The 22,594-nt window shown below is 68.6% G+C and carries 23 protein-coding genes; 4 read left to right on the top strand and 19 right to left on the bottom strand.

Annotation, left to right across the window (positions count from 1 at the left end; translation table 11 throughout):
• Positions 1-180 precede the first annotated feature (180 nt).
• The 4 genes from rpsU to purE all read right to left on the bottom strand — a co-directional run bounded on the left by rpsU (position 181) and on the right by purE (position 2,655).
• Positions 181-414 carry a 30S ribosomal protein S21 gene (gene rpsU, locus A37E_RS0116790; RefSeq protein WP_029557675.1) on the bottom strand — a complete coding sequence of 78 codons (234 nt, stop codon included), beginning with the start codon at positions 412-414 and terminating at the stop codon, positions 181-183.
• Positions 415-649: 235 nt separating this feature from the next.
• The gene (locus A37E_RS0116795; protein ID WP_156026357.1) at positions 650-988 is read right to left on the bottom strand and encodes a hypothetical protein; all 339 of its coding nucleotides are present in this window, start codon (positions 986-988) and stop codon (positions 650-652) included.
• Positions 989-1,057: 69 nt separating this feature from the next.
• Positions 1,058-2,170, bottom strand: coding sequence for a 5-(carboxyamino)imidazole ribonucleotide synthase (locus A37E_RS0116800; RefSeq protein ID WP_029557676.1), 1,113 nt, complete (start codon positions 2,168-2,170; stop codon positions 1,058-1,060).
• Positions 2,171-2,172: 2 nt separating this feature from the next.
• A complete protein-coding gene (gene purE / locus A37E_RS0116805; RefSeq protein ID WP_029557677.1) occupies positions 2,173-2,655 on the bottom strand; it encodes a 5-(carboxyamino)imidazole ribonucleotide mutase in 483 nt (160 codons plus the stop codon).
• 259 nt (positions 2,656-2,914) lie between these two features.
• Between purE and A37E_RS0116810 the strand changes: the two genes are divergently transcribed.
• The gene (locus tag A37E_RS0116810; RefSeq protein WP_029557678.1) at positions 2,915-4,234 is read left to right on the top strand and encodes a hypothetical protein; all 1,320 of its coding nucleotides are present in this window, start codon (positions 2,915-2,917) and stop codon (positions 4,232-4,234) included.
• A gap of 18 nt (positions 4,235-4,252) precedes the next feature.
• Here the strand turns inward: A37E_RS0116810 and A37E_RS0116815 are convergent, their stop codons facing one another.
• The 8 genes from A37E_RS0116815 to A37E_RS0116850 form a co-directional block, all read right to left on the bottom strand.
• Positions 4,253-5,188 carry a lipid A biosynthesis lauroyl acyltransferase gene (locus A37E_RS0116815; protein ID WP_029557679.1) on the bottom strand — a complete coding sequence of 312 codons (936 nt, stop codon included), beginning with the start codon at positions 5,186-5,188 and terminating at the stop codon, positions 4,253-4,255.
• A gap of 22 nt (positions 5,189-5,210) precedes the next feature.
• Complete coding sequence (locus tag A37E_RS0116820) at positions 5,211-6,233, bottom strand: zinc-binding dehydrogenase (RefSeq protein ID WP_029557680.1); 1,023 nt, start codon at positions 6,231-6,233, stop codon at positions 5,211-5,213.
• A 22-nt stretch (positions 6,234-6,255) separates the two neighbouring features.
• Entirely contained in the window at positions 6,256-7,008 is a 753-nt protein-coding gene (locus tag A37E_RS0116825) for an SDR family oxidoreductase (RefSeq protein ID WP_029557681.1), read from the bottom strand.
• Positions 7,009-7,039: 31 nt separating this feature from the next.
• Positions 7,040-8,323, bottom strand: coding sequence for a beta-ketoacyl-ACP synthase (locus tag A37E_RS0116830; RefSeq protein WP_024279921.1), 1,284 nt, complete (start codon positions 8,321-8,323; stop codon positions 7,040-7,042).
• Positions 8,324-8,486: 163 nt separating this feature from the next.
• Positions 8,487-9,680 (bottom strand): beta-ketoacyl-ACP synthase, encoded by a 1,194-nt coding sequence (locus A37E_RS0116835; RefSeq protein WP_029557682.1) that lies wholly within the window; start codon positions 9,678-9,680, stop codon positions 8,487-8,489.
• Entirely contained in the window at positions 9,673-10,146 is a 474-nt protein-coding gene (locus tag A37E_RS0116840) for a 3-hydroxyacyl-ACP dehydratase FabZ family protein (RefSeq protein ID WP_024279919.1), read from the bottom strand. The genes A37E_RS0116835 and A37E_RS0116840 overlap by 8 nt, the downstream gene beginning before the upstream one ends.
• A gap of 9 nt (positions 10,147-10,155) precedes the next feature.
• Positions 10,156-10,437 (bottom strand): acyl carrier protein, encoded by a 282-nt coding sequence (locus A37E_RS0116845; protein WP_012113283.1) that lies wholly within the window; start codon positions 10,435-10,437, stop codon positions 10,156-10,158.
• A gap of 425 nt (positions 10,438-10,862) precedes the next feature.
• Positions 10,863-11,762 (bottom strand): neutral zinc metallopeptidase, encoded by a 900-nt coding sequence (locus A37E_RS0116850; RefSeq protein ID WP_029557683.1) that lies wholly within the window; start codon positions 11,760-11,762, stop codon positions 10,863-10,865.
• Positions 11,763-11,937: 175 nt separating this feature from the next.
• On the opposite strand from A37E_RS0116850, the gene A37E_RS25450 reads away from it, so the two are divergent.
• Together A37E_RS25450 and A37E_RS0116860 are read left to right on the top strand one after the other, a co-directional pair.
• On the top strand, positions 11,938-12,693 hold the full coding sequence (locus tag A37E_RS25450) for a ribonuclease HII (RefSeq protein WP_029557684.1): 756 nt from the start codon (positions 11,938-11,940) through the stop codon (positions 12,691-12,693).
• A 253-nt stretch (positions 12,694-12,946) separates the two neighbouring features.
• A complete protein-coding gene (locus tag A37E_RS0116860; protein WP_029557685.1) occupies positions 12,947-13,438 on the top strand; it encodes a ferritin-like domain-containing protein in 492 nt (163 codons plus the stop codon).
• A 61-nt stretch (positions 13,439-13,499) separates the two neighbouring features.
• On the opposite strand, the gene cydB is transcribed toward A37E_RS0116860, so the two are convergent.
• From cydB to A37E_RS0116875, 3 genes are all read right to left on the bottom strand, one after another.
• The gene (gene cydB / locus A37E_RS0116865) at positions 13,500-14,504 is read right to left on the bottom strand and encodes a cytochrome d ubiquinol oxidase subunit II (RefSeq protein ID WP_029557686.1); all 1,005 of its coding nucleotides are present in this window, start codon (positions 14,502-14,504) and stop codon (positions 13,500-13,502) included.
• A gap of 27 nt (positions 14,505-14,531) precedes the next feature.
• On the bottom strand, positions 14,532-15,926 hold the full coding sequence (locus tag A37E_RS0116870; RefSeq protein ID WP_029557687.1) for a cytochrome ubiquinol oxidase subunit I: 1,395 nt from the start codon (positions 15,924-15,926) through the stop codon (positions 14,532-14,534).
• 174 nt (positions 15,927-16,100) lie between these two features.
• Entirely contained in the window at positions 16,101-17,567 is a 1,467-nt protein-coding gene (locus A37E_RS0116875; RefSeq protein WP_197023001.1) for an MFS transporter, read from the bottom strand.
• 200 nt (positions 17,568-17,767) lie between these two features.
• On the opposite strand from A37E_RS0116875, the gene A37E_RS0116880 reads away from it, so the two are divergent.
• On the top strand, positions 17,768-18,523 hold the full coding sequence (locus A37E_RS0116880) for an SDR family NAD(P)-dependent oxidoreductase (RefSeq protein WP_029557689.1): 756 nt from the start codon (positions 17,768-17,770) through the stop codon (positions 18,521-18,523).
• A gap of 32 nt (positions 18,524-18,555) precedes the next feature.
• On the opposite strand, the gene A37E_RS0116885 is transcribed toward A37E_RS0116880, so the two are convergent.
• The 4 genes from A37E_RS0116885 to A37E_RS0116900 are packed head-to-tail and all read right to left on the bottom strand — an operon-like array spanning position 18,556 to position 22,590.
• Entirely contained in the window at positions 18,556-19,530 is a 975-nt protein-coding gene (locus tag A37E_RS0116885; protein WP_029557690.1) for an FAD:protein FMN transferase, read from the bottom strand.
• Complete coding sequence (locus A37E_RS0116890; RefSeq protein WP_029557691.1) at positions 19,511-21,703, bottom strand: PepSY domain-containing protein; 2,193 nt, start codon at positions 21,701-21,703, stop codon at positions 19,511-19,513. The genes A37E_RS0116885 and A37E_RS0116890 overlap by 20 nt, the downstream gene beginning before the upstream one ends.
• A 23-nt stretch (positions 21,704-21,726) precedes the next feature.
• Positions 21,727-22,197 carry a DUF2271 domain-containing protein gene (locus A37E_RS0116895; RefSeq protein ID WP_029557692.1) on the bottom strand — a complete coding sequence of 157 codons (471 nt, stop codon included), beginning with the start codon at positions 22,195-22,197 and terminating at the stop codon, positions 21,727-21,729.
• A gap of 39 nt (positions 22,198-22,236) precedes the next feature.
• Positions 22,237-22,590, bottom strand: coding sequence for a hypothetical protein (locus A37E_RS0116900; protein WP_029557693.1), 354 nt, complete (start codon positions 22,588-22,590; stop codon positions 22,237-22,239).
• Positions 22,591-22,594 lie beyond the last annotated feature (4 nt).

The following is a 22,594-nucleotide window of genomic DNA, read 5'->3' on the forward strand; positions in this document are numbered from 1 at the left end:
ACAGGCGCGCGACAGGCGGGAGCGTGGCGCCAGGCGGCGCACGAAAATGCCCGGCCGCCATAAAAGCAAATCCGCGCGACCGGGATCGCGCGGATGCAAAAGCTCATAAACCGACTGAGGGAACGCTTTCGACGGTCAGCTCGAATGCCCGGCGTGGCGGACCTCAGCGACCTGGGCGTTTCAGCGGGTGGTGGGGCGCGGCTTGGACGGAATCAGACCTTCGCGCTGGGCGCGCTTGCGGGCCAGCTTGCGTGCACGGCGGATGGCCTCAGCCTCCTCGCGGGCGCGCTTCTCGGACGGCTTCTCGTAGTGGCCACGCAGCTTCATCTCGCGGAAGATCCCCTCGCGCTGCATCTTCTTCTTGAGCGCCTTGAGGGCCTGATCGACGTTGTTATCGCGGACGAGAACTTGCACGTGTTTACCTCTTCGAGCTGTTGCGCCGAGCCGGAGCCTTACCTGATCTGAAACATCGGACCGCAGAAGATGGCGCGTGCGCCTGTCCTCGACCTGTCCGAAGGAAGCGCTCTCTTACCAGAAGAGGTGCAGCTTGTCCACACGCCTCGCAAAGGCGAAAACGGGAGGCGGCGCCTTGCGCCGGCTCACTTTCCCGCGCGCCGGCATCGACTCGCGGGGTACTTCGCCGAACGCTTCAGCCGGCCGTCGTCAGGCCGGATTCGCTCCGGGCGGGCAGCATGAAGATCGGGGTGCCGCTCTTCTGCGCCTCGCGGCAGAGGGCGTCGAGCTCGCTGCGGATGGCGGCATCGGAGAAGCAGGTGGCCGCCTCGCGGATGCCCTGCATGAAGCGCAGTTCGATCTGGATGACCCGCCAGCTGCAATAGCGCCCGGACCGGGCCATATGCCGTGCAAGGTCGCGCAGCCATTCGGAGAAGCGGTCCTTGATGCGATCGTCGGACAAAGACATCTGCCACCACAGTTTCGGATCATGGCTTCGGCGGTACAAAAAAACCGCCGCGAACGCCCGATTCATGCGTCAAACGCTGCGATGCGTCATCATGGCGATTCGTCTCAGTCCGTAGCGGAAGAGCCGGCTCACGAGTCAGCAGCCTTCGCCATCCGGCACATTCGCGCAGGCTTCGGGATCGCGCGCGACCCGCACCACATGGCCCATCTTGCGGCCGGCGCGGGCTTCTTCCTTGCCATAGAGGTGCAGGTGCGTGCCCGGCTCTGCGAGCAGAGCGTGCCAGTCATGCACGTCCGCGCCGATGAGGTTGGTCATCTGCGCCCGGCCGAGGCGCGAGACCTCGCCGAGGGGCCAGCCGGCGATGGCGCGCACATGCTGCTCGAACTGGGAGGTGACGGCGCCGTCCTGGGTCCAGTGGCCGCTGTTGTGCACGCGCGGGGCGATCTCGTTGACGATCACCCGCTCGCTCGACCCCTGGCAGACCACGAACAGCTCAACCGCGAACACGCCCTCGTAGTCGAGCGCGTCGCCGATGTCCCGCGCGATGGCGCGCGCCTTGCGGGCCGCTTCGGCGGTGAGGGTCGCGGGAACGGTGGAGGTGTGCAGGATGTGCTCGCGGTGCACGTTCTCGGTCACGTCGTAGGCGCAGAAGGCGCCGTCGCCGCGACGGGCCGCGACCACGGACACCTCGCGGACGAAGCTGACGAAGCCTTCGAGGATCGCGCTCTGCCGCCCGAGGGCGTGCCACGCGGCGGTGAGGTCCTCGCCGGGGCGGATCATCACCTGCCCCTTGCCGTCATAGCCGAAGCGGCGCGTCTTCAGCACGGCAGGCAGGCCCAGCTGCGCAACCGCGGCTTCGAGATCGGCGAGGCTGTCCACGGCGGCGAAGGGCGCGGTCTCGATGCCGAGGTCGCGTACGAAGCTCTTCTCCGCGAGCCGGTCCTGGGTGATGGCGAGCGCCTTGGCACCCGGCCGCAGCGGCACCCGCGCGGCGAGGAACTCGGCGGTGGCCAGCGGCACGTTCTCGAACTCGTAGGTCACGACGTCGACCCCGGCCGCGAAGCGCGCCAGCGCGTCGAAATCGTCATAGGCGGCGCAGATATGGGCGGCGCTGACGTGGAAGGCGGGGCTGTCCTTGTCCGGGCACAGCACGTGCGCCTTGAGGCCAAGCTCCGCCGCCGCGAGAGCGATCATGCGGCCGAGCTGCCCGCCGCCGAGAATACCGATAACGCTACCGGGCTTGAGCATGGTCAGACCGGCCGTTCCGCCACGGCTTCCGTGCGCGCGGCGCGCCAGGCGTCGAGCCGGTCGGCGAGGGCGGGGTCGGAGAGCGCCAGCACGGCGGCCGCCAGCAGGGCGGCGTTGGTGGCGCCCGCAACGCCGATGGCCAGCGTACCGACCGGGATTCCGGCCGGCATCTGCACGATGGAATAGAGGCTGTCGAGGCCGGAGAGCGCCTTGGACTGCACCGGCACGCCGAACACCGGCAGGGGCGTCAGCGCCGCCACCATGCCCGGCAGGTGCGCCGCGCCGCCGGCACCGGCGATGATGACCTTGAAGCCGTCAGCCTTCGCGCTTCTGGCGAAGGCATACATGCGATCCGGCGTGCGGTGGGCGGAGACGATGCGGCAGTCGTGCGTGATCCCGAGCGCATCCAGCGTCTCGGCCGCATGGCGCATGGTCTCCCAGTCGGACTGGCTGCCCATGATGACGGCAACGTCAGCCGTGCTCATCCCTCATACCTTCGCGAAAACGGAAAGCGCGGGCTTTATAGGATTGGCCGGGGCGCGGCAAGGGGGAGGGGTGCTGCAGGGTACGGGCGCGCGCCCTGCCGTCGCGATGGTCGTGTATTGCAAAATACGTTAAAACAACTTTTACTTGTATCATTATTTCGCCCGCGACCCATGACTGGCGCGACTGGGGTGCTGTGCCTCGTCTCGGCGGATGCCGCCGCAGCCCATGGGGGGAGCCATGACTCAAGGGGAGGGGGAAATGGTCGTCGCGCAGTCTGCCGGTCTGGTCGCCGATGCCGATCTGGTCGCCGAGGTTGCGGCCTCGCTCGGGAAGCTTGGGAAGAGTCAGGACCTGGTTCAACTGGTCGCCCAAGCCAAGAGCAAGACGGGAGGCCAAGACCTTTCGCCCGACGAGGAAGCCAAGTTAAGGCTGTCCATAAACGATGTCCTCGTGAACCTTGCCCCGATCACCCTGGGCGACTTGCGTAAGGGGTGGCGCCCCTTCACGCGTACCCTGAGGCAAGCGGTGCTGTTCTGGATTGTGATGGCGATCGCTTTAGCCGTCCTGGTTCAGACGGGCTATCTTACCCTGGTTTATGAAAAGACAAGCTCGTTTCTGACATCGGCGAAGGAGCTTCAGACCTCGCATACCGAGGAGTCGATGGAAGCAATCTACTTTACGATCCGTTCATTGAAGCTCGACGATCAAAGCGGTCGAACAGCCTATCTGAATGCAATCAAAGATGTGGCATCCATCAGACAACAAATGATGTCGGAGACGTCTTATGCCGCGATCTCGAGTGACATCAACGGATCCTTGTTGTCATTTGACCTTGCCAATCACGTCGTCGGAGGCTTGTGGATTTCGGTATTCGAAGCTCTGGATCTACTGCTGCCGCGAGGGCGGCGCTTTTGTCCGCCGGGACAGGAGGATTGCATTCTGCCGCTGAGACAGGTGGAAAAGAACGCCCGTCAAGCGCCTGCCGCAGTCGAAGATCATAGGGAAAAACTGAAAAAAGCATGTCAGACGGAGCAAATGGCCGCCCCAGCCCCTGCCTTGCCTGCTCCCCCCGCCATCCCGGCAGCGGGAGGCGCTCCGGACCTGAAGGGTGCGGATGGGAAGTTGCCCCATTGCGTCATCATGGCCCACGTCGACGATATCAATCTCGTCATGGGGGCTCTGGGCCTCGACTTCAATCCGAGGGACCACAAGAATTACCTTGCTGACGTCCATCATCTGAAGACGAACATCGACCTGCTCGGTAAATGGGTTCTGCCTGCCCTCTATGGCGTCTTCGGCGCCATGCTGTTCTTCATGCGACACTACGTCGATCCCTCCCAGCCAGATCCGACATTGGGGAAGCTGCTCTATCGGTTGATGCTCGGGGGGATCGCTGGTGTCATCATGGTCTGGTTCTGGACGCCGGCGCCGCAAACGCCCAACACGATCCAGCTGACGTCCCTGAGCGCCTTCGGCGTCGCCTTCCTGATCGGGTTCAGCACCGATGTCCTTTTCTCGGTGCTCGACCGCTTCTCGAAAGCCCTGTCCGATACCCTCGGCAAGCCGGGGACGACCTGAGCGCGCGCCGGTGTGCGCTCACCGCCAGCGGCGGTGGAGCCAGAGCCATTGTTCGGGATATTCGCGCACCCAGCCCTCGATGACTGACGTGACGGCCTGCATGGCGCCCACCACCTCGATCTTGCCATCGCCGTCGCGGGGGAGGGCGATTTCCTCGGTGATTTCCACTCGGAAGCGGGCGCCGGGCAGGCGGATGACGCGCATGCCGTGCACCGGGCAATCGAACTGGCGGGCGAGGCGGGCGAGGGTCGGGTTGGTGGCGCAGGGGCGGCCGAAGAACATCACCGGCGGACCGCCGGTCCAGTACTGGTCGATCAGCATGCCCAGATGCTGCCCCTCGGCCAGCATGCGCGCCATCTGGCGGCCCGCATCGCGGCCGGCGCGCACGAGGCCGGGCATGGTGCCGGAGCGCATCTCCTCGATCAGCTCGGCGGCGCGCTTGTTGTTGGGCGCGCGATAGAGCACGCCTCCCGGTACGCCGAACGCGGCGCCGGCGATGGCGCACAATTCCCAATTGCCGGTATGGGCGGTGAAGAACAGCGCGGGGCGGCCGTCGTCCCGCAGGCGCTGGAAGATCTCCGCACCCTTCACCTCGATCCGGCCCGTGTTCGGATGCGCGGGATCATAGTCCCACAGGCGATCCTGCTGGGCGAACTCGGCGGCGAGGCGGCCCATGTTGGCCCAGATGCCGCGGACGAGAGTGTTGATTTCCGCCGGGCTCTTCTCCGGGTAGGCGGCGGCGAGATTGCGCCGCGCCACCTTGCTGACCGCGAAGAACGGGCCGAGCAGCTTGGCCCAGAAGGCCATGCCGCCGGCCGAGAGCCACAGCGGCCACAGGCGCAGCCACCACACGGAGAAGCGCACATAGCCCGCGACCAGCACCTCGACGGCGGGCGCGAGCGCCAGCTTCAGCCGATGGATGGCCTTGCGGACGGGGAGGGGGAGCCGGGCCACGGTTGCGTGCGCCGCCCCCGCCTCAGAACTTCACCACGATCTTGCCGAACACCTTGCGGCTTTCCAGCCGCTCCAGGCCCTCGTTGAAGTTCTCGAGCGGCACCACGGTGTCGATGACGGGCTTGACGCCCCGGCCCATCTTCTCGAGCCCGTCCGCCACGTTGCGGATGGTGGCGCCGAACGAGCCGAAGATCTTGTACTGGCGCTGGAACAGCTGCATCAGGTTCATCTGCACCGAGACGCCCGAGGTGGAGCCGCAGGTGACGAGCCGCGCGCCGGGCTTCATGGAGAGCAGCGAGGCGTTCCAGGTGTCGGCGCCCACATGCTCGAACACCACGTCCACGCCCACCTTCTTGGTGATCTTGCGGACCTCGTGCTCGAAACGGTCCTTGCGGTAGTTGATGACGTGGTCGGCGCCCAGCGCCTTCGCCTTGTCCATCTTCTCGTCATCGCCCACGGTGGTGATGACGGTGGCGCCCACGTCCTTGGCGAGGCGGATGGCGGCGGAGCCGATGCCCGAGCCGCCGGCATGGACGAGCACGGTCTCGCCCTTCTCCAGTTTCGCATTGTCGAACAGCATGTGCTCGACGGTGGAGAAGGTGATGCCGGCGCAGGCCGCTTCCTCGAAGGAGACGCCCTCAGGGGCGGGGATCACCAGCCGCTCGGGCATGTTCAGCACGTCGCGGGCAAAGCCGTCGATGTGGAAGCCGAGCACGCCGCCCACGTTCTGGCAGAGGTTGTCGCGGCCCTTCAGGCAGTTGGCGCAGTGGCCGCAGGTCATGGCGCCGTACATGGCGACCGTCTGGCCCACCTTGAGGCCGCGCACGTCGGCGCCCAGCGCCACGATCTCGCCGGCGGCCTCGGCGCCCACCACGAGGGGCATCTTGCGCTTGGCGAAGGCCATGCCGCGCCAGCCCCATACATCGATATGGTTGAGCGCCAGCGCCTTCACCCGGATCTGCACCTCTCCGGCGCCCGGGGCTTCCGCCTCGGGGAGATCGACGAGTTCGAGCTTGCGGTCGGAGACGAGCTGGAGGCCACGCATTGTTGTTCTCTTGGAATAAGTGTCAGCGGTGGGCGGCGAGCGAGGCGGAAAGCCCGCCATCCACCGGCAGAATGGCGCCGGTCATATAGCCCGCGCCGGGGGAGAAGAGAAAGGCCACCACCTGTGCCACGTCGTCGGGGGTGGCGAAGCGGCCGGCGGGGATCTGCGCCTCCATCTTCGCCCGATAGTCCGCGAACTTCTCCAGCATGGCGGTATCGATGAAGCCGGGGGCGACATAATTCACCGTCACGCCGCGCCGCGCGGTCTCGATGGCGAGGCCGCGCACATGGGCGAGCAGGGCGGCCTTGGAGGCGGCGTAGGCGGCATTGCCCTGGTTCGCCTGCAGCGCCGCCACCGAGCCGATGGCGACGATGCGGCCGGTCCTGGCGCGGGTCATGGGACGCACCAGAGCACGGGTGAGGCGCACGAAGGCGAAGTGGTTCACCTGCATCACCGCCTCGGCCTTATCCTGGTCGATCATGGCGGCGAGCGTGTCGTAGGAGGCGCCGGCGTTGTGGCAGAAGCCGAAGAAGGTTTCCCCGGCCTCCAGTTCCTCGGCGAACGCCTCCACCGCCGCGCGGTCGGCGAGGTCGAGGGGGCGAGCCGAGATGACGGCTCCGGGCGTCGCCGCACGGACGTAGGCGATCAGCGCCTCCGCCTCGGCGACCGCCGAGCGGTAGGTGAAGACGACGGGATAGCCGGCCTCGGCGAGCCGCCGCACGATGGCCGAGCCAAGCCCGCGGCCGCCGCCGGTGACGAGGATGGGAGCGGTCATCGGTTGAGGCCAGTCCCGGTGCGCGATCCGCTCACGCCGGTTCCGCCGCGAGCACGAGGCAGACGTTCTGGCCGCCGAAACCGAACGAGTTGGAGATCACCCGCCGCACCTGAGCGTCACGGGCGACGTTCGGCACCACGTCCAGCGGGATGGCCGGATCGGGGATGTTGTAGTTGATGGTCGGCGGGATGCGGCCGTTCTGGATGGTCAGCAGCGACACCGCCGCCTCGATGGCGCCCGCCGCCGTCAGCGTGTGGCCGATCATGGACTTGTTGGAGGAGATCGGCGTTGCCGCCAGCTTCTCCTCGCTGAACACGCCCTTGAGGCCCACATATTCCATGCGGTCGTTCTCGGGCGTGGAGGTGCCGTGGGCGTTGATGTAGTCCACGTCATCAGGGGTCACGCCGGCGTCGGCAAGCGCATTCTTCATGCAGCCGATGATCGGGCGGCCGTCCGGGCTCGACCGGGTGCGGTGGAAATTGTCGGCCATCTCGCCGCAGCCTTCCAGCACGCCGAGGATCTTCGCGCCGCGCGCCACCGCATGGGCATAGCTCTCCAGCACGAAGGCGGCGGCGCCCTCGGCCATCACGAAGCCCTCCCGATTCTTGGCGAAGGGCCGCGCGGCTTCCTCGGGCTTGTCATTGGCGGTGGTGAGCGCCGACAGCAGGGAGAAACGGATCAGCGCCTCGGGATGCACCGAGCCGTCCGTGCCGAGGGACAGCGCCACTTCGGTCTCGCCGCGGCGGATGGCCTCGACGCCGAGCTGGATGGCGGTGCCACCCGAGGCACAGGCGGTCGACAGGGAAATGGGCTGGCCCTGCGTGCCGAACTTGTCGGCCAGGCGATCCGCCACCGAGCCGAACAGGAAGCGCTCATGCCACGGCCGGAACTGGCCGGAGGCGGCGGCGCCGAGGAGGTCGCGATAGACGATGGGGTAATGGCCCACCGCATCGGCGAGCTGCTGGCGCTCGGGCCATTCCAGCTCCACCGGGGGAACGGCGGCGAATAGCGGGCCGGGGAACTCGCCGGGCGTGCCGATGCCGGATTCGGCGATGGCTTCCTCGGCGGCGAGGGTCGCCAGCTTTTCGGAAAGGTTGGGGGCGGCCACGCGGCCGTCGAACAGGAAGTCCACCGTGCCGGCGATGGTCGTGCGCATGCCCTCGATGGGGAAGCGCGTGATGGTGTGGATGCCGGATTCACCCGCGGTGAGGCGGCGCCAGTTGTCTTCCTTGCCCTGGCCGAGGGAGGTGACGATGCCGATACCCGTCACCACCACGATGGGGCGGCCGAATTTGTCGAGATGCGCCTGCGTCATGATCGCGGCTCCTGTCGTTGAAGCGCGCCCGCCCCGGCGCCGCTCGAAGGGCGCGCCGGGACCCGCGCTGTGGGAGGGCCCGGCACTCGCGCCGGAAAATACGCCGAAGCCGGCGCAAAGGACAATCGTCCGTCCTCCCCTCGCGGGAGAGGGAGAAAAGCCCTCAGGCCTTCTCCACCAGTCCGGCGCCTTCGCCCCGCCAGTGGCCCACCTGGGTCACGATCACGCGGGATACGCTGTCCGCCGCCTTTTCAAGCGGGTCGCCGGCGAGTGGCGGGAACAGGGTGCCCTTGGACACCGTCAGCGCCGCAAGGGCGAGGGCGGCGATAAACTGGGCCTCGAAGCCGTGCCCGATGCGATTGGCGACGGCCCGCACAGGCAGGCCGCTCGCGGTCAGCGCCTCGGCCTCGGCCTCGGTCGCCTCACGGGCGCCGGTGACGCCGGAAATGACGGCGGTGCCCGGTGCGGTGCCGGCCTTGTCGAGGAGCGACTTCACCTTGGCGGTGACGGCCCCGGCGACGGCGCGCTTGGCCCGCTCCGACCAGACGCCGGACAGCTTGGCGATGGGCGTGGCGCCGTGGGCCTTGGCATGCTCCGGCGATTCCAGCACCAGGAAGGCACCCATGGAGCCGGAGGCGATGCCGGGGGCGGTGAAGGCCGGGCTGAATTCGCCCTTCATGCAGAAGGCGTCGAGATCGTTGAGGAGCAGCGTGTCCTCGCGCTCGGCATTGTAGGCGCCGCCCACGAGGCCGATCTCGCTCTGGCCCGCCGCGATGCGGGCATAGGCGATGCGCGCGGCGTCCACGCCCGAGCTTTCCTCGCCCATGAAGGTGCGCGAGGAGCCGGTGACGCCGTGGACGATGGAGATGTTGCCGGCGAGCAGGTTGGAGAGCTGGGCCAACGAGAGGGTCGGCCGCAGGTCCGACAGCAGGCGCTCGTTCAGGAGGCGGCCGGCATCGTTGGAGGCGGAAAGATCGTTCAGGATCGCCGCATCCACCTGGAAATCGCGTTCGCCGCCGCCGGCCGCGACCACCATGTCGGTGTTCGACAGGATCTCGGCGTTCTTGGCGATGCCCGCGCTGTCGAGCGCAAGGCCGGCCGCATAGGTGCCGATGCGCTGCCAGGGCTCCATCTGCCGCTGGTCGCCCTTCTTAGGGATCTGGTTGTCGAAGCTCACCTTCACCAGCGGATGGACCACATAGGGCGCGAAGGTGGTGTTGTCCGTCACCGGGGCCGAGCCGGCGGCGAAGGCCTGCCAATGGGCATCGAGCCCCTCCCCGAGGGAGGAGACGAGGCCGATGCCCGTGATCCAGACGTCGCGCTGGATCCGGCCCCGGCCTTCAGTCACGTCAGGCATCGGCAAATTCCGAAAGGGGGAAGGAGACGTACTCGGCAACCTTCATCACCACCGCTTTCATCTTGCCCTCGGGCCAGGGCAGCACGCGGAAGGTGAGCTCGGCGCTGCAGATGGGCTTGCCCTCAAGGGTGGCGTTCGTCTTGGCGACGACGAAACCGGAACCCTCGTGCAGGATCTGCGAGTAAAGGTCGAGGTTCTGCCCCGGCAGCACGAAGGTACGCAGCTTCGCTTCCTTCACGGTGGCGAGGAAGGGCATCTTTTCGAAGCGGTTGCGCGCAAGCACCAGCCAGCCGGTGGTCTGCGCCATGGCTTCTATGAGCAGCACGCCGGGCATGATGGGGTAGCCGGGGAAGTGCCCCTCGAAGATGGAGCTTTCCTCGGGCACCATGCCCTGGCAGTGGATCTTCTCCAGCGACGGGTCGATGGCGACGACCCGGTCGATCATCTTGAAGACTTCAGGACGCATCTATCGGCCTCAGGCGGCCTTCGCAGCGACCAACTCGTCGATGCGGGCGCAGAGGTTCTTGAGCACGAAATACTGCTCGGTCGTGGCCTTGCCGTCGTTCACTTCCTGCGTCCACTGCTCCAGCGGCAGCTTGATGCCGAAGGCCTTGTCGATGGCGAACGCGATGTCGAGGAAGTCGAGGCTGTCGATGCCAAGATCGTCGATGGCGTGGCTGTCCGGCGTGATGGTGTCGCGCGGAATGTCGCAGGTTTCCGCGATGATGTTGGCCACCGTGTCGAACGTCGAAGACATGGACTGACGCCTCTCGTATGCTCGGCCCTTGCGGTCGCGGCCCGCCCGCGTGGCGCGCAGGCTTTGGTGCAAGGCACCGACCGGGGCCGAGGGATGGCCGCATGGCCCCTTCGGAATGAGTTGTCGGCCCCTATAGCGAAGGCTGCAAGAGGTTTCAATGGCCGACGCCGAACGGTCCGCGCGAGAGGCTTCTCCCGCGGCGGCGCCGTGCGTTGATGCTGCTTCGCACGCCAGCCGCCCGGAGGCAAGGGGGCATGCCTCCCGCCGCGCTCAAGCAGACAAGGGAGAGCAGGTCCTGGACAGGTGTTTGGCACGCCGGCGGCGGGCGTTCGCCGGGACCGAGGCGGCGGCATCAGCGGCCATCAGACGCGTCATTCCGGAAGGCAATGACGCGTCGATTCGGCCGGGGTCGGCGCGGGCGTCCCTCAGATCGCGCCGGAGAAGGTATTGCACTGCTGCATGGAGCCGGTCTTCAGGCCGCGCGTGAACCAGTTCACCCGTTGCTGCGACGTGCCGTGGGTGAAGCTGTCCGGCACCGCAAAGCCCTGGGAGCGCTTCTGCAGCGTGTCGTCGCCGATGGCGCTCGCCGCGTTGAGCGCCTGCTCCACGTCGCCGGGCTCCAGAATGCGGAAGCGGTCGTTGGCGTGGTAGGCCCATACGCCGGCGAGGCAATCGGCCATCAGTTCGACGCGGACCGAGAGGTTGTTGGCCTCGGCGCGGGACGAGGCGCGGGCCTGGGCCTGCTGCACCTTGGGCAGGATGCCGATGAGGTTTTCCACATGGTGGCCGACCTCGTGGGCGATCACATAGGCCTGCGCGAAGTCGCCCCCCGCCTTGAAGCGGCTCTTCATCTCCTGGAAGAAGGTGAGGTCGAGATACACCTTCTGGTCCAGCGGACAATAGAACGGCCCCATGGCCGACTGGGCTCCGCCGCAGGCCGAGCGCGTGGAGCCGGAGAACAGCACCAATTTCGGATCCTGGTAGGTCTTGCCGTCGGCGCGGAACAGCTCGGTCCACACGTCCTCGGTCTGGGCGAGGACCGCCGCCGCGAAGCGCCCAAGCTGGTCGGTGGGCGGGGCAGTCGGCCGGCCGCGCTGCGGGGCCGGGGCGGCCTGCTGGGTGGAGCCGCCGCCGTTGATCGCCTCCAGCCCGCCGATCAGCAGCGCCGGATTGATTCCCAGCGCCCAGCCGATCAGGCCGACGATGATGATGGTACCGATGCCGAGGCCGCCGCGGCCGCCGGGCATCTGGAACCCGCCGCCGCCGCCGCCATCGCCGCGCCGGTCCTCAACATTATCGCTGGAGCGGAAATCCTCCCACCGCATGCTCTTCTCCCGCGGACGCCAACGCCGGCAGCTTGAACCCTGAGCTTGAACATGGGCTGACACGGCACAAGGAGCAATCCCCGGCCCCCGCCCCGGTTCCATGCTATCAACGACGGCGTGGCCGAATCGCTCGGCTCGCCTGTCGCCGGGGCCTCATCGGGCGAACGCCGGGCCGATGCCGCCACGCCGAGAGCCGAACCCCAGCCGCACCTCGATCGAGCCGCAGCCTGCTGCGCGCCCGCGCGGCCGTCCGCCGAAGGTCAAGGTGCCTGTCGTGGATGCCTGGATCGGTCTCGATTTCACCCGGGAGCGTGGCCTTTACGCCCAGGGGCATGCGCCCATCGCCGGTGCGGATGAGGTGGGGCGCGGGCCATTGGCGGGGCCGGTGGTTGCGGCCGCGGTCGTGCTCGATCCGGAACGGGTGCCGCAGGGCCTTGATGATTCCAAGCGGCTGACGCGGGCGAAGCGCGAGGCGCTGTATCTCGAAATCTGCGCGACGGCGGAAGTGGCGGTGGCCATGGCGCCGCCCGAGCGCATCGACCGCGACAATATCCGGCAGGCGACCCTTTGGGCGCTGGCGCAGGCGGTGCGCGGGTTGCCGCGCCGCCCGGCCTTCCTGCTGGTGGATGGCAACGACCCGCCGAAGGTGCCCTGCGCGGTCGAGGCGATCATCGGCGGCGATCGGCAGATCGCCTCCATCGCCGCGGCCTCCATCGTCGCCAAGGTGGTGCGGGACCGGCTGATGGCTTCTCTCGGCGCCGCCTTTCCCGCTTACGGTTTCGAGCGGCACATGGGCTACGCGACGGCGGAGCACAGCACCGCGCTCGTCACCCACGGCCCCTGCCTGCACCACCGCCGCTCCTTCGCGCCGGTGCGCGAGCAGCAACTGGGCCTGTTCGGCGGCGGGCCGGTCCCGGACGCTGCGGAATAGCTCTCAACGAGAGATTGGAAGCGGTCGAGAAGCTGGCGCAAGCCGGCACCGCGCCACGCGTTTGAGCGGCGCGCTTGAATTGGCCCAATCCAAATCTGGCGCAAGATTGATGCGTGCCGATTGATCCGCCGCCGCCGGCTCCTGCACATCCGTGCGGGAAGCGCGGTCGTGGCCGGCCATGGACAGTGCCGGTGCCGCCCTTCCCCGTTCCGCCGGCGTCATGCGCGGCGGTTCTCTCTTGGTGGAGAAGGCGATGGTCAGTGAAAAGCTGGAAGCGAAGCTGAACGAGCTGTTGAACGGCGAGATGGAGGCCCATCACGTCTATACCCAGGCCGCCGCCTGGGCGTCCGCCCACAAGTTCGAGGGCGTGACCAAGTTCCTTCTCGGCCATGCCAAGGAGGAGATGGGGCACATGCTGAAGTTCTTCGAGTTCCTCGATGACCTCGGCGCGCAAATCGCGCTGCATGGCCACCAGCGGCCGGTGATCTCCGCGGGCAACGTCCGCGAGCTGTTCCTGCGCATTCAGGAAGAGGAGCGCAAGGTGACGGCCCACATCGTCGAGGCCATCACGCTCGCGCGCGCCGAGAACAGCTTCGAGACCGATTCCTTCCTCGAATGGTTCTCCCGCGAGCAGCACGAGGAAGAAAAGCTCTGCCGGAAGATCCTCGACCGGATCGACCTCATCGGCGAGGGACCCCACACCGCCTATTTCATCGACAAGGAGCTGGGCAGCCTCGCCGCGTGAGGCGAGGCCAAGGGCATAAGACGGGGGCCGGGGCCGGGGTCGTCCGGCCGCGGCCCTGGCTTCAGTGGTAGCCTTCGCCTTCCCGCACCTTCCCGCGGAAAATCCAGTAGACGAAGACGATGTAGCCCAACACCACCGGCAGCAGAAAGATGACGCCGAACAGCATCAGGATCTGGCTCGGCGGAGCGGCCGCCGTCTGCCACACGGTGAGGCTCGGCGGGACCAAATAGGGGAAGGTCGAGATCGCGAGGCCGAGGAAGCCGAGCACGAACAGCCCGATGGTGCCGAAGAAGGGCAGCATCTCCCGTCCCGTCTTCAGCCAGTGCCAGACCAGATAGGTGAGCCCGGCGGTGATGATGGGCACCGGCGCCAGGAAGAAGATGTTGGGCCGGGAGAACCAGCGCGTGGCGATGCGATCGAACGCCAGCGGAGTCCACAGGCTCACCAGCCCCATCAGCACGACGACGGCGAGGAGCAGCGGGATGGCATGGCTCCGCGCCCGGTCGGCGACGGCGCCCTCGGTCTTCACCAGCAGCCAGGTCGAGCCGAGCAGGGCATAGCCCACGACCACGCCGACGCCGCACAGCAGGGCGAAGGGGGTGGCCCAGTCGAGCGGGCCGCCGGCGAAGGCGCCGTCCTTCACGGTGATGCCCTGCACCAGCCCGCCGAGGATGATGCCCTGGAAGAAGGCCGCCACCAGCGAACCGGCCGCGAACGCGAAGTTCCACAGCCGCCGGCTGGAGGCCGCGACCCATCGGAATTCGAAGGCGACGCCGCGAAATACCAGGGCCAGCAGCATGATGATGACCGGCAGATAGAGCGCCGGCATCACCACGGCATAGGCCTTGGGGAAGGCCACCCACAGGCCACCGCCGCCGAGGATGAGCCAGGTCTCGTTGCCGTCCCAGAAGGGGGCGACGGTGTTCATCATCACATCGCGTTCCTTCTCCTCCTTGGCGAAGGGGAAAAGGATGCCGATGCCGAGGTCGAAGCCGTCGAGCACCACATACATGATGACCGCGACGCCGATGATGAGACCCCAGATGACGGGGAGATACCATTCCATGGTCATGTCCTCCTGCGCGTCGGCGGGTCAGGTTCCGGGGGTCATCTGGCCTTCGCCATGGGCGGCGGCGATGGGGCGGGTGGGGCGTTCGCGAGCCGGCGGCTGGATCAAGGTCTGGTCGGGACCGCGGACGATGAGCCGGTTCATGAAGTGGATGCCGGTGGCGAAGATCACGGCGTAGACGACCACAAACAGCGTCAGCGACAGCCCCACGGTCCAGCCGGCGAGGGGCGACATGGCATCCTCGGTTCGCAGCAGCCCCTCCACCACCCAGGGCTGCCGTCCCTGCTCGGTGACGATCCAGCCGGAGAGGATGGCGATGAAGCCCAGCGGCCATGCCCAGGAGGTGACGATCAGGTACCAGCGGGTCGTGGTCTCACGGCCCTTGAAGATCAGCCAGGCGCCGATCCAGCCCAGAAGGATCATGACGACGCCCACGCCCACCATGGCGCGGAAGCCGAAGAAGGGGCCGAACACCGGCGGGCGATCCTGCGGCGGGAAGTCCTTGAGGCCCGGGAAAAGGCCGTCGAGGCTGTGGGTGATCATCAGCGAGGCGCCGTGCGGGATCGAGATCTCGAACAGGTTCTTCTCGGCCTTCTCGTCCGGCCAGGCGAACAGCACCAGGGGCGCGGGCTTGGAGCTGTCCCAGTGCGCCTCCACCGCCGCGATCTTGGCCGGCTGGTAGTGCGCGGTATTGAGGCCGTGGCTGTCGCCGACGAAGGCCTGGATGGGGCCGACGATGGCGAGCATGCCGATGCCCATCACCATCATCACCTTCGATTCTTCCTTGAACTTGCCGGCGAGCAGGTAGCGCGCGCCCACCGAGAGCACCACCAGCGAGGTGGTGAGGTAGGCGGCGAGCAGCATGTGCGGCAGGCGCCAGTGGAAGCTCGGGTTGAAGATGATCTCAAGCCAGTCGAGCGGGTATGCCGCGCCACTGCGGATATCGAAGCCGGCCGGCGTCTGCATCCAGCTGTTGGCGGCGAGGATCCAGAAGGCCGACATGAAGGTGCCGAACGCCACCACGCAGCAGGACAGAACGTGCAGCCACGGCGGAACCCGGTTCCAGCCGAACAGCATGATGCCGAGGAAGGTCGCCTCCAGGAAGAAGGCGGTGAGCACCTCGAAGCCGATGAGCGGCGCGACCACCGAGCCGACGAATTCGGCATAGCGGCTCCAGTTGGTGCCGAACTGATAGGACAGCACGATGCCGGACACCACGCCCATGGCGAAGGAGACGGCGAAGATCTTGGTCCAGAACCGCGCGAGGCGATGGAACACGTCCTTCCCGGTCCACAGCCAGATCAGCTCCAGCGTCGCGATGAAGGCGGACAGGCCGATGGTGAAGGCGGGAAATATGATGTGGAAGGAGACCGTGAAGGCAAACTGCATGCGCGCGAGGGTGACGGGATCGAAATCCATGGCGTCCGCTCCTGGGGCAATCCCGGCAGGGCTGCGCGCCATCCCGCCGCGGATGGGTGCATGCAACCTGCTGGATGCCATCGGACCATAGACGGGGTAACCGGCGGCGTCGATACTCCGGTGCGTGAATCGCTCCTCCGGCCGATGCACGGATGCCGCACCTTCCGCATGCCGTTACGTGCGGCGCCGCAGGACGCAGAGGACTGCGGCAACGAGCGCCATGATGGCGACGAGGACGAGGCCCCATTCCACGGCATTCACCAGCGCCGGCCCCGACACATCCCTCATCCGGTCCGTCATTCCCCCGGCTTGCTTCAGGCCCAGCGACAGGGTGGACGTCGCCCCCGCGACGCCGAGGCTGGTGCCCAGCACGCGCATGAGGTTCAGCAGGGAGCCGGCCTGCGTCGCCAGCTCCGGCGGCGCGGCCTTGAGGGTGGCGTGGTTGTTGGGGGCGATGAACAGGCCGAGCCCCGCGCCGAACAGCATGAAGGCGCCGAAGCTCACCAGCGGGCTTGCGGCCGAATCGCCGACGCCGAGGCCCAGCACCAGCAGACCCAGCAGGCACACGCCCATGCCGCTGGCGCCGAGCACGCGGATGCCGAGGCGATCGGCGAGGCCGCCGCTGAACGGCGCGACCAGCCCGAGAATCACCGGAATGACGGCAAGGCGCAGGCCGGCCTCCCACGCGCGTTCCCCGTAGCCGTGCTCCAGCAGGAACGACATGAGAAAGAACATGGCGTAGAGCATGGCATAGCCGAGCACCACGGCGCCCGCGCCCAGCGCGAAGCCGGGATTGGCGAACAGTTTCAGGTCCACCAGCGGAAACGCCGCGCGCCGCTCCTGCTGTACCAGCAGCCAGATGAGCCCGGCGGAGAGCACGACGCTGCCGATCGTCTCGGGGGAGGTGAGCCCCCAGCCGGCGGCGTGGTTCAGCGCCCGCACCAGGATGACCAGAGCCGGCGCGAGCAGCAGGGCCCCCAGCCAGTCGAAACGGGCTTCGGGGCGCGCGCCGCGCGTGCGGGGCAGGGCGATCCAGCCGGCCATCGCTGCGAGGAGGCCGAACGGCACCGTCAGCCAGAAGATCCACGGCCAGCCCAGCGCACCGAGCACGATGCCGCCCACCGCCGGCCCCGCGCTCATGCCGATGGCCTGCGCCGCTGCGAACACGCCCAGCGCCCGGCCGCGCTTGTCCTCCGGCACGGCGGCGACGAGGATGGCGATGCTGTTGGCGCCGAGCAGCGCCCCGCCGATCCCCTGCACCACCCGCGCCGCCACCAGCGACGGCAGGTCCGGCGCCAGGGCGCACAAAGCGCTGGCCGCGACGAAGACGAGATAGCCGAGGAGATAAAGCGTCTTGCGGCCATACATCTGGCACAGGCGCCCGAAGATCGGCAGGAAGGACGCGAAGGCGACGAGATAGCCCAGTGACACCCAGCTCACCGCATGCAGCCCGGCGTCGAACGTGGTCGCCAGCGTGGGCAGGGCGAGCTGGACGATGGTGGCGTCGAGCTGCCCGACGAAGGCACCGATGGAGACGAGGCCGACGACGATCCAGGAATGCCACGGCAATGCTTCAAGCGCTGCGAGGGGCGCCGGTTCGTGCGTGAGGCGGGCGAGGCGCGCCCTCAGTGGACGGCGCACGGACCCATCCGGTGCGGCGCTGTCTGGAAGTCCCTGCTCCATCGATCCATCGTCGCTGTGTAAGGCTGTGTTCTAGTCGAAGGCGGCAGGTCTTGTCATGCGGGTCCGGCCTGCGGCGCAAGGCTGGAGATCGGCCGGGCGATCTTCTATCACCACTCCTCTCGGCCGCGACGGCGGCACGGCGGAACCGGGGACGGACTATGGCGCGAAGGCTCGATCTGACAGGACGGGTGGCGGTGGTGACGGGCGGGGCGAGCGGCATCGGCCTTGCTGCCGCAACCGCCATGGCGGAGGCCGGCGCCCGCGTCATCCTCGCCGACCGGGACGGCGAGGCCGCCGCGCGCGCCGCTGCCGGCATCCCCGGCGCCGAGGCGCTGGCGTTCGACGTGACCGACGAGGCGGCGGTCTCCGCCGCGTTCGGGCAGGTGGTGGCCGGCCATGGCGGCCTCGACATCCTCGTCAACAATGCCGGCCTCTCCATCCGCAAGGGGCTGACGGAACTCCAGCTCGCCGACTGGGAGAAGGTGTTCGCGGTGAACGTCACCGGCGGCTTCCTCTGCGCGCGGGCGGCGGTGCCGTCCATGACGGCGCGGGGCGGCGGCGCCATCGTGAACGTCTCGTCCATCATGGGGCTGAGCGGCGGCGGGCCCTATCCCAACCCCGCCTATCAGGCGAGCAAGGGGGCGGTGGTGAATTTCACCCGCGCGCTGGCCATCGAGCTGGCGCCGGTGAAGATCCGCGTCAATGCGGTTGCGCCCACCTGGGTGCGCACGCCCTTCATCGATCCGCTGATGCGCGATCCGGACAAGCTCGCCGCCATCGAGAAGCTGATGCCGCTCGGCCGCATCGCCGAGCCGGAGGAGGTGGCGGACGCCATCCTGTTCCTCGCGAGCCCCATGGCGGCCATGGTGACAGGTCACGTGCTGGCGGTGGACGGCGGCTTCCTGGCCCAGTGAGACGCCCGGCGCGATGAGGACCGGCGCCGTCTCTACGCCCCGGCGGGCTGAGCCAGCGGACCCGTCCCCTCCATTGTGCCGTCCGCGCGCACGAACAGCGCCGCGAGCCCGAGGCGGCGGGCGAGGGCTGGCCCCTCGCTTGCCCCACGCACCAGCAAAGCGGTCGCCCAGGCGTCCGCCGCCATGCAGGTCTCGCCGAGCACGGTGACGGCGCAAAGGTCATTCTCCAGCGGCGCCCCCCGCGCCGGGTCCATGGTGTGGGAGAGCACGCGCCCCGCCACCTCCACCCGATGGCGATAATTGCCCGAGGTGGCGACGGCGGCGCCGGAGAGTTCCAGCACGCCGAGGATGTCCCGCTCCCCCACGGACGGCCGCTCATGCGCCACCGTCCACGGCCGGCCGTCCGGCTTCAGGCCTTCGGCGCGCATCTCGCCGTCGATGCCCACCAGAAAGGAGGAGAGGCCGGACGCGCGCATCTCGCGGGCCAGCTCATCTACGCCGAAGCCCTTGGCGATGCCGGCCAGATCGAGCCGGAGCGGCGCCAGACGGCGCGCGCGGCAGCCGGCCGGATCGAGCTGCAAGGTCTTGGGCGGCTCGAAGGAGGGGCGGCCGGCAAGCCCCGCGATGCGTCCGCCATCCGGCCCCGGCGCTCCGCCGAAGCCCCATGCCCGGACCAGATCGCCCACCCCGATGTCGAACGCCCCGCCGGAGAGGAGGCCGATCTCCAGCGCGGTGGAGAGGACATGCATCAGCTCGCGGGGGATGGGCATCCACGCCCCGATGGGCACGGCGTTCAGCCGTTCCAGATCGGAGTCCGGCCGGAAAGTGGACATCTGCTGTTCCACCCGCTCCACCGCGGCCTGGAGGCCGTGGGTGAGCGCCGCTTCGTCCACGTCGCCGGCGGCGAAGAAGGTGGCGGACCAGCGCGCACCCATGGCCGGGCCGCTCAGGGCGCGGCGGCGGAGCGCCGTCGCATCCCGACCCGCATCAATAGACATCTTCGACATAGCGTCCGCTCGATTTGAGGGTGGGAAGGTCGAGGCCCAGCGGGCGCACCACCGGCTCCAGCGCGCGGGTCACGGCCTCGGCCATGTCGCGGCCGCCGCAGACGAGGATTTGCGCGCCCTGTTTCACCAGTTCCCGCAGACGCGGGGCATCGGCGGCGATGCGGTCCTGCACATAGGCGCTCCCGTCCGCATCCCGCGAGAAGGCGGTGCGCAGGGTGGTCAGCCGCCGCTCGGCGAGGTGCTGGGCCAGCTCGTGCTCATAGAGGAAGTCGGACGCCGCGCTCCGCCCGCCCCAATAGAGATGCACCGGCCGGCCCGCCGCATTGGCCCGCACGAAGCCGGCCAGCGGCCCGATGCCGGCCCCCGCGCCGATGAGGATGAGCGGGCCGCGTCCCTTGGCCGGACGGAAGGTCGGATTTTCCCGGATGAAGGCATCGATGCCCTCGCCGGGCCGCAGCCCGTGCAGGAAGGTGGAGCACAGGCCGCCTTCGCGCAGCCGCACGCAGATTTCCAGCACACCGTCGCGGGTGGAGGAGGCCAGCGAATAGAAGCGCGGCATGGCATCGCCGGGCGGCACGATGCCCACGAGGTCGCCGGCCTCGAAGGCGGGCAGGGGGCCCGGCGCGCCGGTGCGCGGGTCAACGGGCGCCGTGATGCGCAGGATCGCCACGGGTGCGCCCACCGCCTCGCCGTAAAGCTCCCGCCCCGCGAGCACCAACTGGGTGGTCTTGGGCGGCTCCGCCACATGGGTGAGCACGAGGTCGTGCCCCAGCACATCCCCCAGATCGTGGCCCCATTGGGCGAATTCCTGGGGCGAGCGGCGATCCACCCGTTTCATGGGCAGGAGCTGCGGGCAGCCGCGCGCATCCAGCGCATCGGCGACGTCGCGCGCGAACCGGCAGAAATGGGGGAAGCTGCGATCGCCGAAGCCCAGCACCGCCACAGCCGGTTGCCCCGGCAGAGTGGCGAGGCGGGACAGGAAGTGTCTGGCCGATTGCGGCGCCGCGCCCTCGCCATAGGTGGCGGCGAGCACCAGCAGGCGCGGGGCGGCCATATGCGCCGCGCTCACGTCATTCATGGCCGCGGTGTGGACCTTGTGGCCAGCGGCGGCGAGGGCCGCGTGCAGGGTGCCCGCGAAACCCCAGGTGGAATTGCCTTCGCTGCCCACGAGGATCACGGTATCCGCCGCCCGCGCCGGGACATTGGCACCGATGCGCGGCCGCGCCGCCCGCCGCCGCAGCCACAGGACAAGGCCCGTTCCGCCGAGCACGGGGACCATGGCCGAGGCGAGGCCCAGCAAAAGGCCGAGCACCCAGGCGCCGCGCCCGGTGTGCAGCGTGCGCACGAGGTCGTTCATCCGCTCCAGCGCCGTCGCCGGCGTCATGGCGAGGGTGGCGCCGGTGGCGGCATCCACCAGCCGCTCGCCATCGGCGGTGACGAGGGTGAAGACGTCGGTGGGGTCGGCGGGGTCGGGGAAGGTGAGTTCGCGCAGATCCTGGAGCTTCACGCTGTTCAGGCCGGCGAGCGTCCCGACGGGCGCCGGCGCGCCGCCGCTGGCGGTGACAGCGGGGGTGGTCGCCGCCGTTTCCGGCAGAAGCCCGAAGGTGCCCGCCGACATCCACAGGCCGGTCAGCGACGACAGGAGCAGGCCCACGGCCGCGAGCCGGCCGAGTTCGCCATGCCAGCGCTGCGCCGGGGTGCCGCGGATGGGCCGCAGCAGCGCCCCCATGCCGCCGAGCCGGCGGGCCAGCATCAGGAGGCCGGAGACGCTGAGGCCGAGCATCGCCAGCGCGCCGATGGCCGCCGCCACGCGCCCCGCATCGCCCATCAGGAAGGCGCGGTGCAGGTTGGTGATGAAGCGGGTGGTGTCCGACACCGCGTAAGGCCCCAGCCCCGCGCCGGTGGCGGGATCGATACGCTCCACGCCACGCGTGCCATCATCGTCGAAGGCCGCCGTGAGGCTGCCGTCCGCCCGCAGCCGGATGGCGCTGACGCCGGGATGGCGCGCGGCGACCGCACCCGCGACGTCCGCGACGCTGGCGGATGCCGGGATGGCCGCGGCGGCAACGTGGTTCAGCGCCGGTTGCACGGAAAGGACCGTGCCGGAGAGGGCAGTGACGGCAAGGGCCAGCGCCAGCGCGATGCCGGGCAGGCCATGGAGGCGGCGAAGCATTTTGGGGGGTGTCCGAAGGGGGATCAGAAGGTGACGGTGAAGGACTTCACATAGCCCTTGCCGGCGAGGGGCTTGCCGGAGGCGCCTGCGGCGAGGGGGGTGACCACCTCGGAGGGATTGTCCATGCCGTCCTCCACCGCCGTGTCCACATGGACCTGGTAGCCGGCATCGATCATGGCATCGGCGAGATCGAGGGTGATCTTCAGCGTCTTGCCGGAACCGATGCTGGCACCGGTGATGCCGTCGATCTCCGCAGGGCGCCCGCCGGAGGCGCGCTGCCAGTCGGAGAGGTGGCGGTAGTATTTCGCCTTGCCCCCGGCCATCCAGAGCGTGCCCTTGTAGGCGCCGGCCGCATCGGTGACGTAGAGCACCACATAGGCGCCGTTGCCGCCGTAGGGCTTCAGGGTGGTCTCGAACGTGACCTGCCGCGCCTCGGCCAGCACCGGCGACAGCAGGGTGGCGGTGGCCGCCACGGCGGGAAGAACGAATTTCATCTGATTATTCCTTTGAAGGTGTGCGGGGTCGGCCGAGGGTCACTGCACCTCGACCTTGGGCCGGGCCTTGCCCTGGAACAGGCCGTTGTCCGGCACCGGCGCGGCGGGATCGGCCGGGCCGTTCTGCGGAACGGCACCGGGCCGGGCGCCCGGGCGGCCGTCATCGTCGTCGTCGTCGTCATCATCGTCGTGATGGCGGCCGTGATGGCGCTCCTTGCCCTCGCGCCGGTGGTCGTTGTCAGCGAGACGGAGGGGGCGGGCGTCGGCGCGGACAGCTTCGTCGCGGCTGTGGAAGGGGAGATCGAGATGGTCGATCTGGGTCGCCGCCAGCGCCACGCCGAGACCGGCGGTGGAGAGGAGGAGGGCGGTTCCGATCAGGGTGCGCGTCTTCATGGAG

This window comes from Xanthobacter sp. 91 (assembly GCF_000702385.1).
GTDB classification, from domain to species: domain Bacteria; phylum Pseudomonadota; class Alphaproteobacteria; order Rhizobiales; family Xanthobacteraceae; genus Xanthobacter; species Xanthobacter aminoxidans.

What these genes read in the sequence shown, in the direction of transcription:
- A37E_RS0116870 (WP_029557687.1), bottom strand. Translation starts at nt 15,926, where the DNA reads ATGGATTTCGATCCCGTCACCCTCGCGCGCATGCAGTTTGCCTTCACG.
- A37E_RS0116890 (WP_029557691.1), bottom strand. Translation starts at nt 21,703, where the DNA reads ATGCTTCGCCGCCTCCATGGCCTGCCCGGCATCGCGCTGGCGCTGGCC.
- A37E_RS0116830 (WP_024279921.1), bottom strand. Translation starts at nt 8,323, where the DNA reads ATGACGCAGGCGCATCTCGACAAATTCGGCCGCCCCATCGTGGTGGTG.
- A37E_RS0116840 (WP_024279919.1), bottom strand. Translation starts at nt 10,146, where the DNA reads ATGCGTCCTGAAGTCTTCAAGATGATCGACCGGGTCGTCGCCATCGAC.
- A37E_RS0116900 (WP_029557693.1), bottom strand. Translation starts at nt 22,590, where the DNA reads ATGAAGACGCGCACCCTGATCGGAACCGCCCTCCTCCTCTCCACCGCC.
- A37E_RS25450 (WP_029557684.1), top strand. Translation starts at nt 11,938, where the DNA reads ATGCCGCCACGCCGAGAGCCGAACCCCAGCCGCACCTCGATCGAGCCG.
- cydB (WP_029557686.1), bottom strand. Translation starts at nt 14,504, where the DNA reads ATGGAATGGTATCTCCCCGTCATCTGGGGTCTCATCATCGGCGTCGCG.
- A37E_RS0116795 (WP_156026357.1), bottom strand. Translation starts at nt 988, where the DNA reads ATGAATCGGGCGTTCGCGGCGGTTTTTTTGTACCGCCGAAGCCATGAT.
- A37E_RS0116825 (WP_029557681.1), bottom strand. Translation starts at nt 7,008, where the DNA reads ATGACCGCTCCCATCCTCGTCACCGGCGGCGGCCGCGGGCTTGGCTCG.
- A37E_RS0116860 (WP_029557685.1), top strand. Translation starts at nt 12,947, where the DNA reads ATGGTCAGTGAAAAGCTGGAAGCGAAGCTGAACGAGCTGTTGAACGGC.
- A37E_RS0116835 (WP_029557682.1), bottom strand. Translation starts at nt 9,680, where the DNA reads ATGCCTGACGTGACTGAAGGCCGGGGCCGGATCCAGCGCGACGTCTGG.
- A37E_RS0116885 (WP_029557690.1), bottom strand. Translation starts at nt 19,530, where the DNA reads ATGTCGAAGATGTCTATTGATGCGGGTCGGGATGCGACGGCGCTCCGC.
- A37E_RS0116850 (WP_029557683.1), bottom strand. Translation starts at nt 11,762, where the DNA reads ATGCGGTGGGAGGATTTCCGCTCCAGCGATAATGTTGAGGACCGGCGC.
- A37E_RS0116845 (WP_012113283.1), bottom strand. Translation starts at nt 10,437, where the DNA reads ATGTCTTCGACGTTCGACACGGTGGCCAACATCATCGCGGAAACCTGC.
- A37E_RS0116895 (WP_029557692.1), bottom strand. Translation starts at nt 22,197, where the DNA reads ATGAAATTCGTTCTTCCCGCCGTGGCGGCCACCGCCACCCTGCTGTCG.
- purE (WP_029557677.1), bottom strand. Translation starts at nt 2,655, where the DNA reads ATGAGCACGGCTGACGTTGCCGTCATCATGGGCAGCCAGTCCGACTGG.
- A37E_RS0116800 (WP_029557676.1), bottom strand. Translation starts at nt 2,170, where the DNA reads ATGCTCAAGCCCGGTAGCGTTATCGGTATTCTCGGCGGCGGGCAGCTC.
- A37E_RS0116880 (WP_029557689.1), top strand. Translation starts at nt 17,768, where the DNA reads ATGGCGCGAAGGCTCGATCTGACAGGACGGGTGGCGGTGGTGACGGGC.
- A37E_RS0116820 (WP_029557680.1), bottom strand. Translation starts at nt 6,233, where the DNA reads ATGCGTGGCCTCCAGCTCGTCTCCGACCGCAAGCTCGAACTCGTCGAT.
- A37E_RS0116810 (WP_029557678.1), top strand. Translation starts at nt 2,915, where the DNA reads ATGGTCGTCGCGCAGTCTGCCGGTCTGGTCGCCGATGCCGATCTGGTC.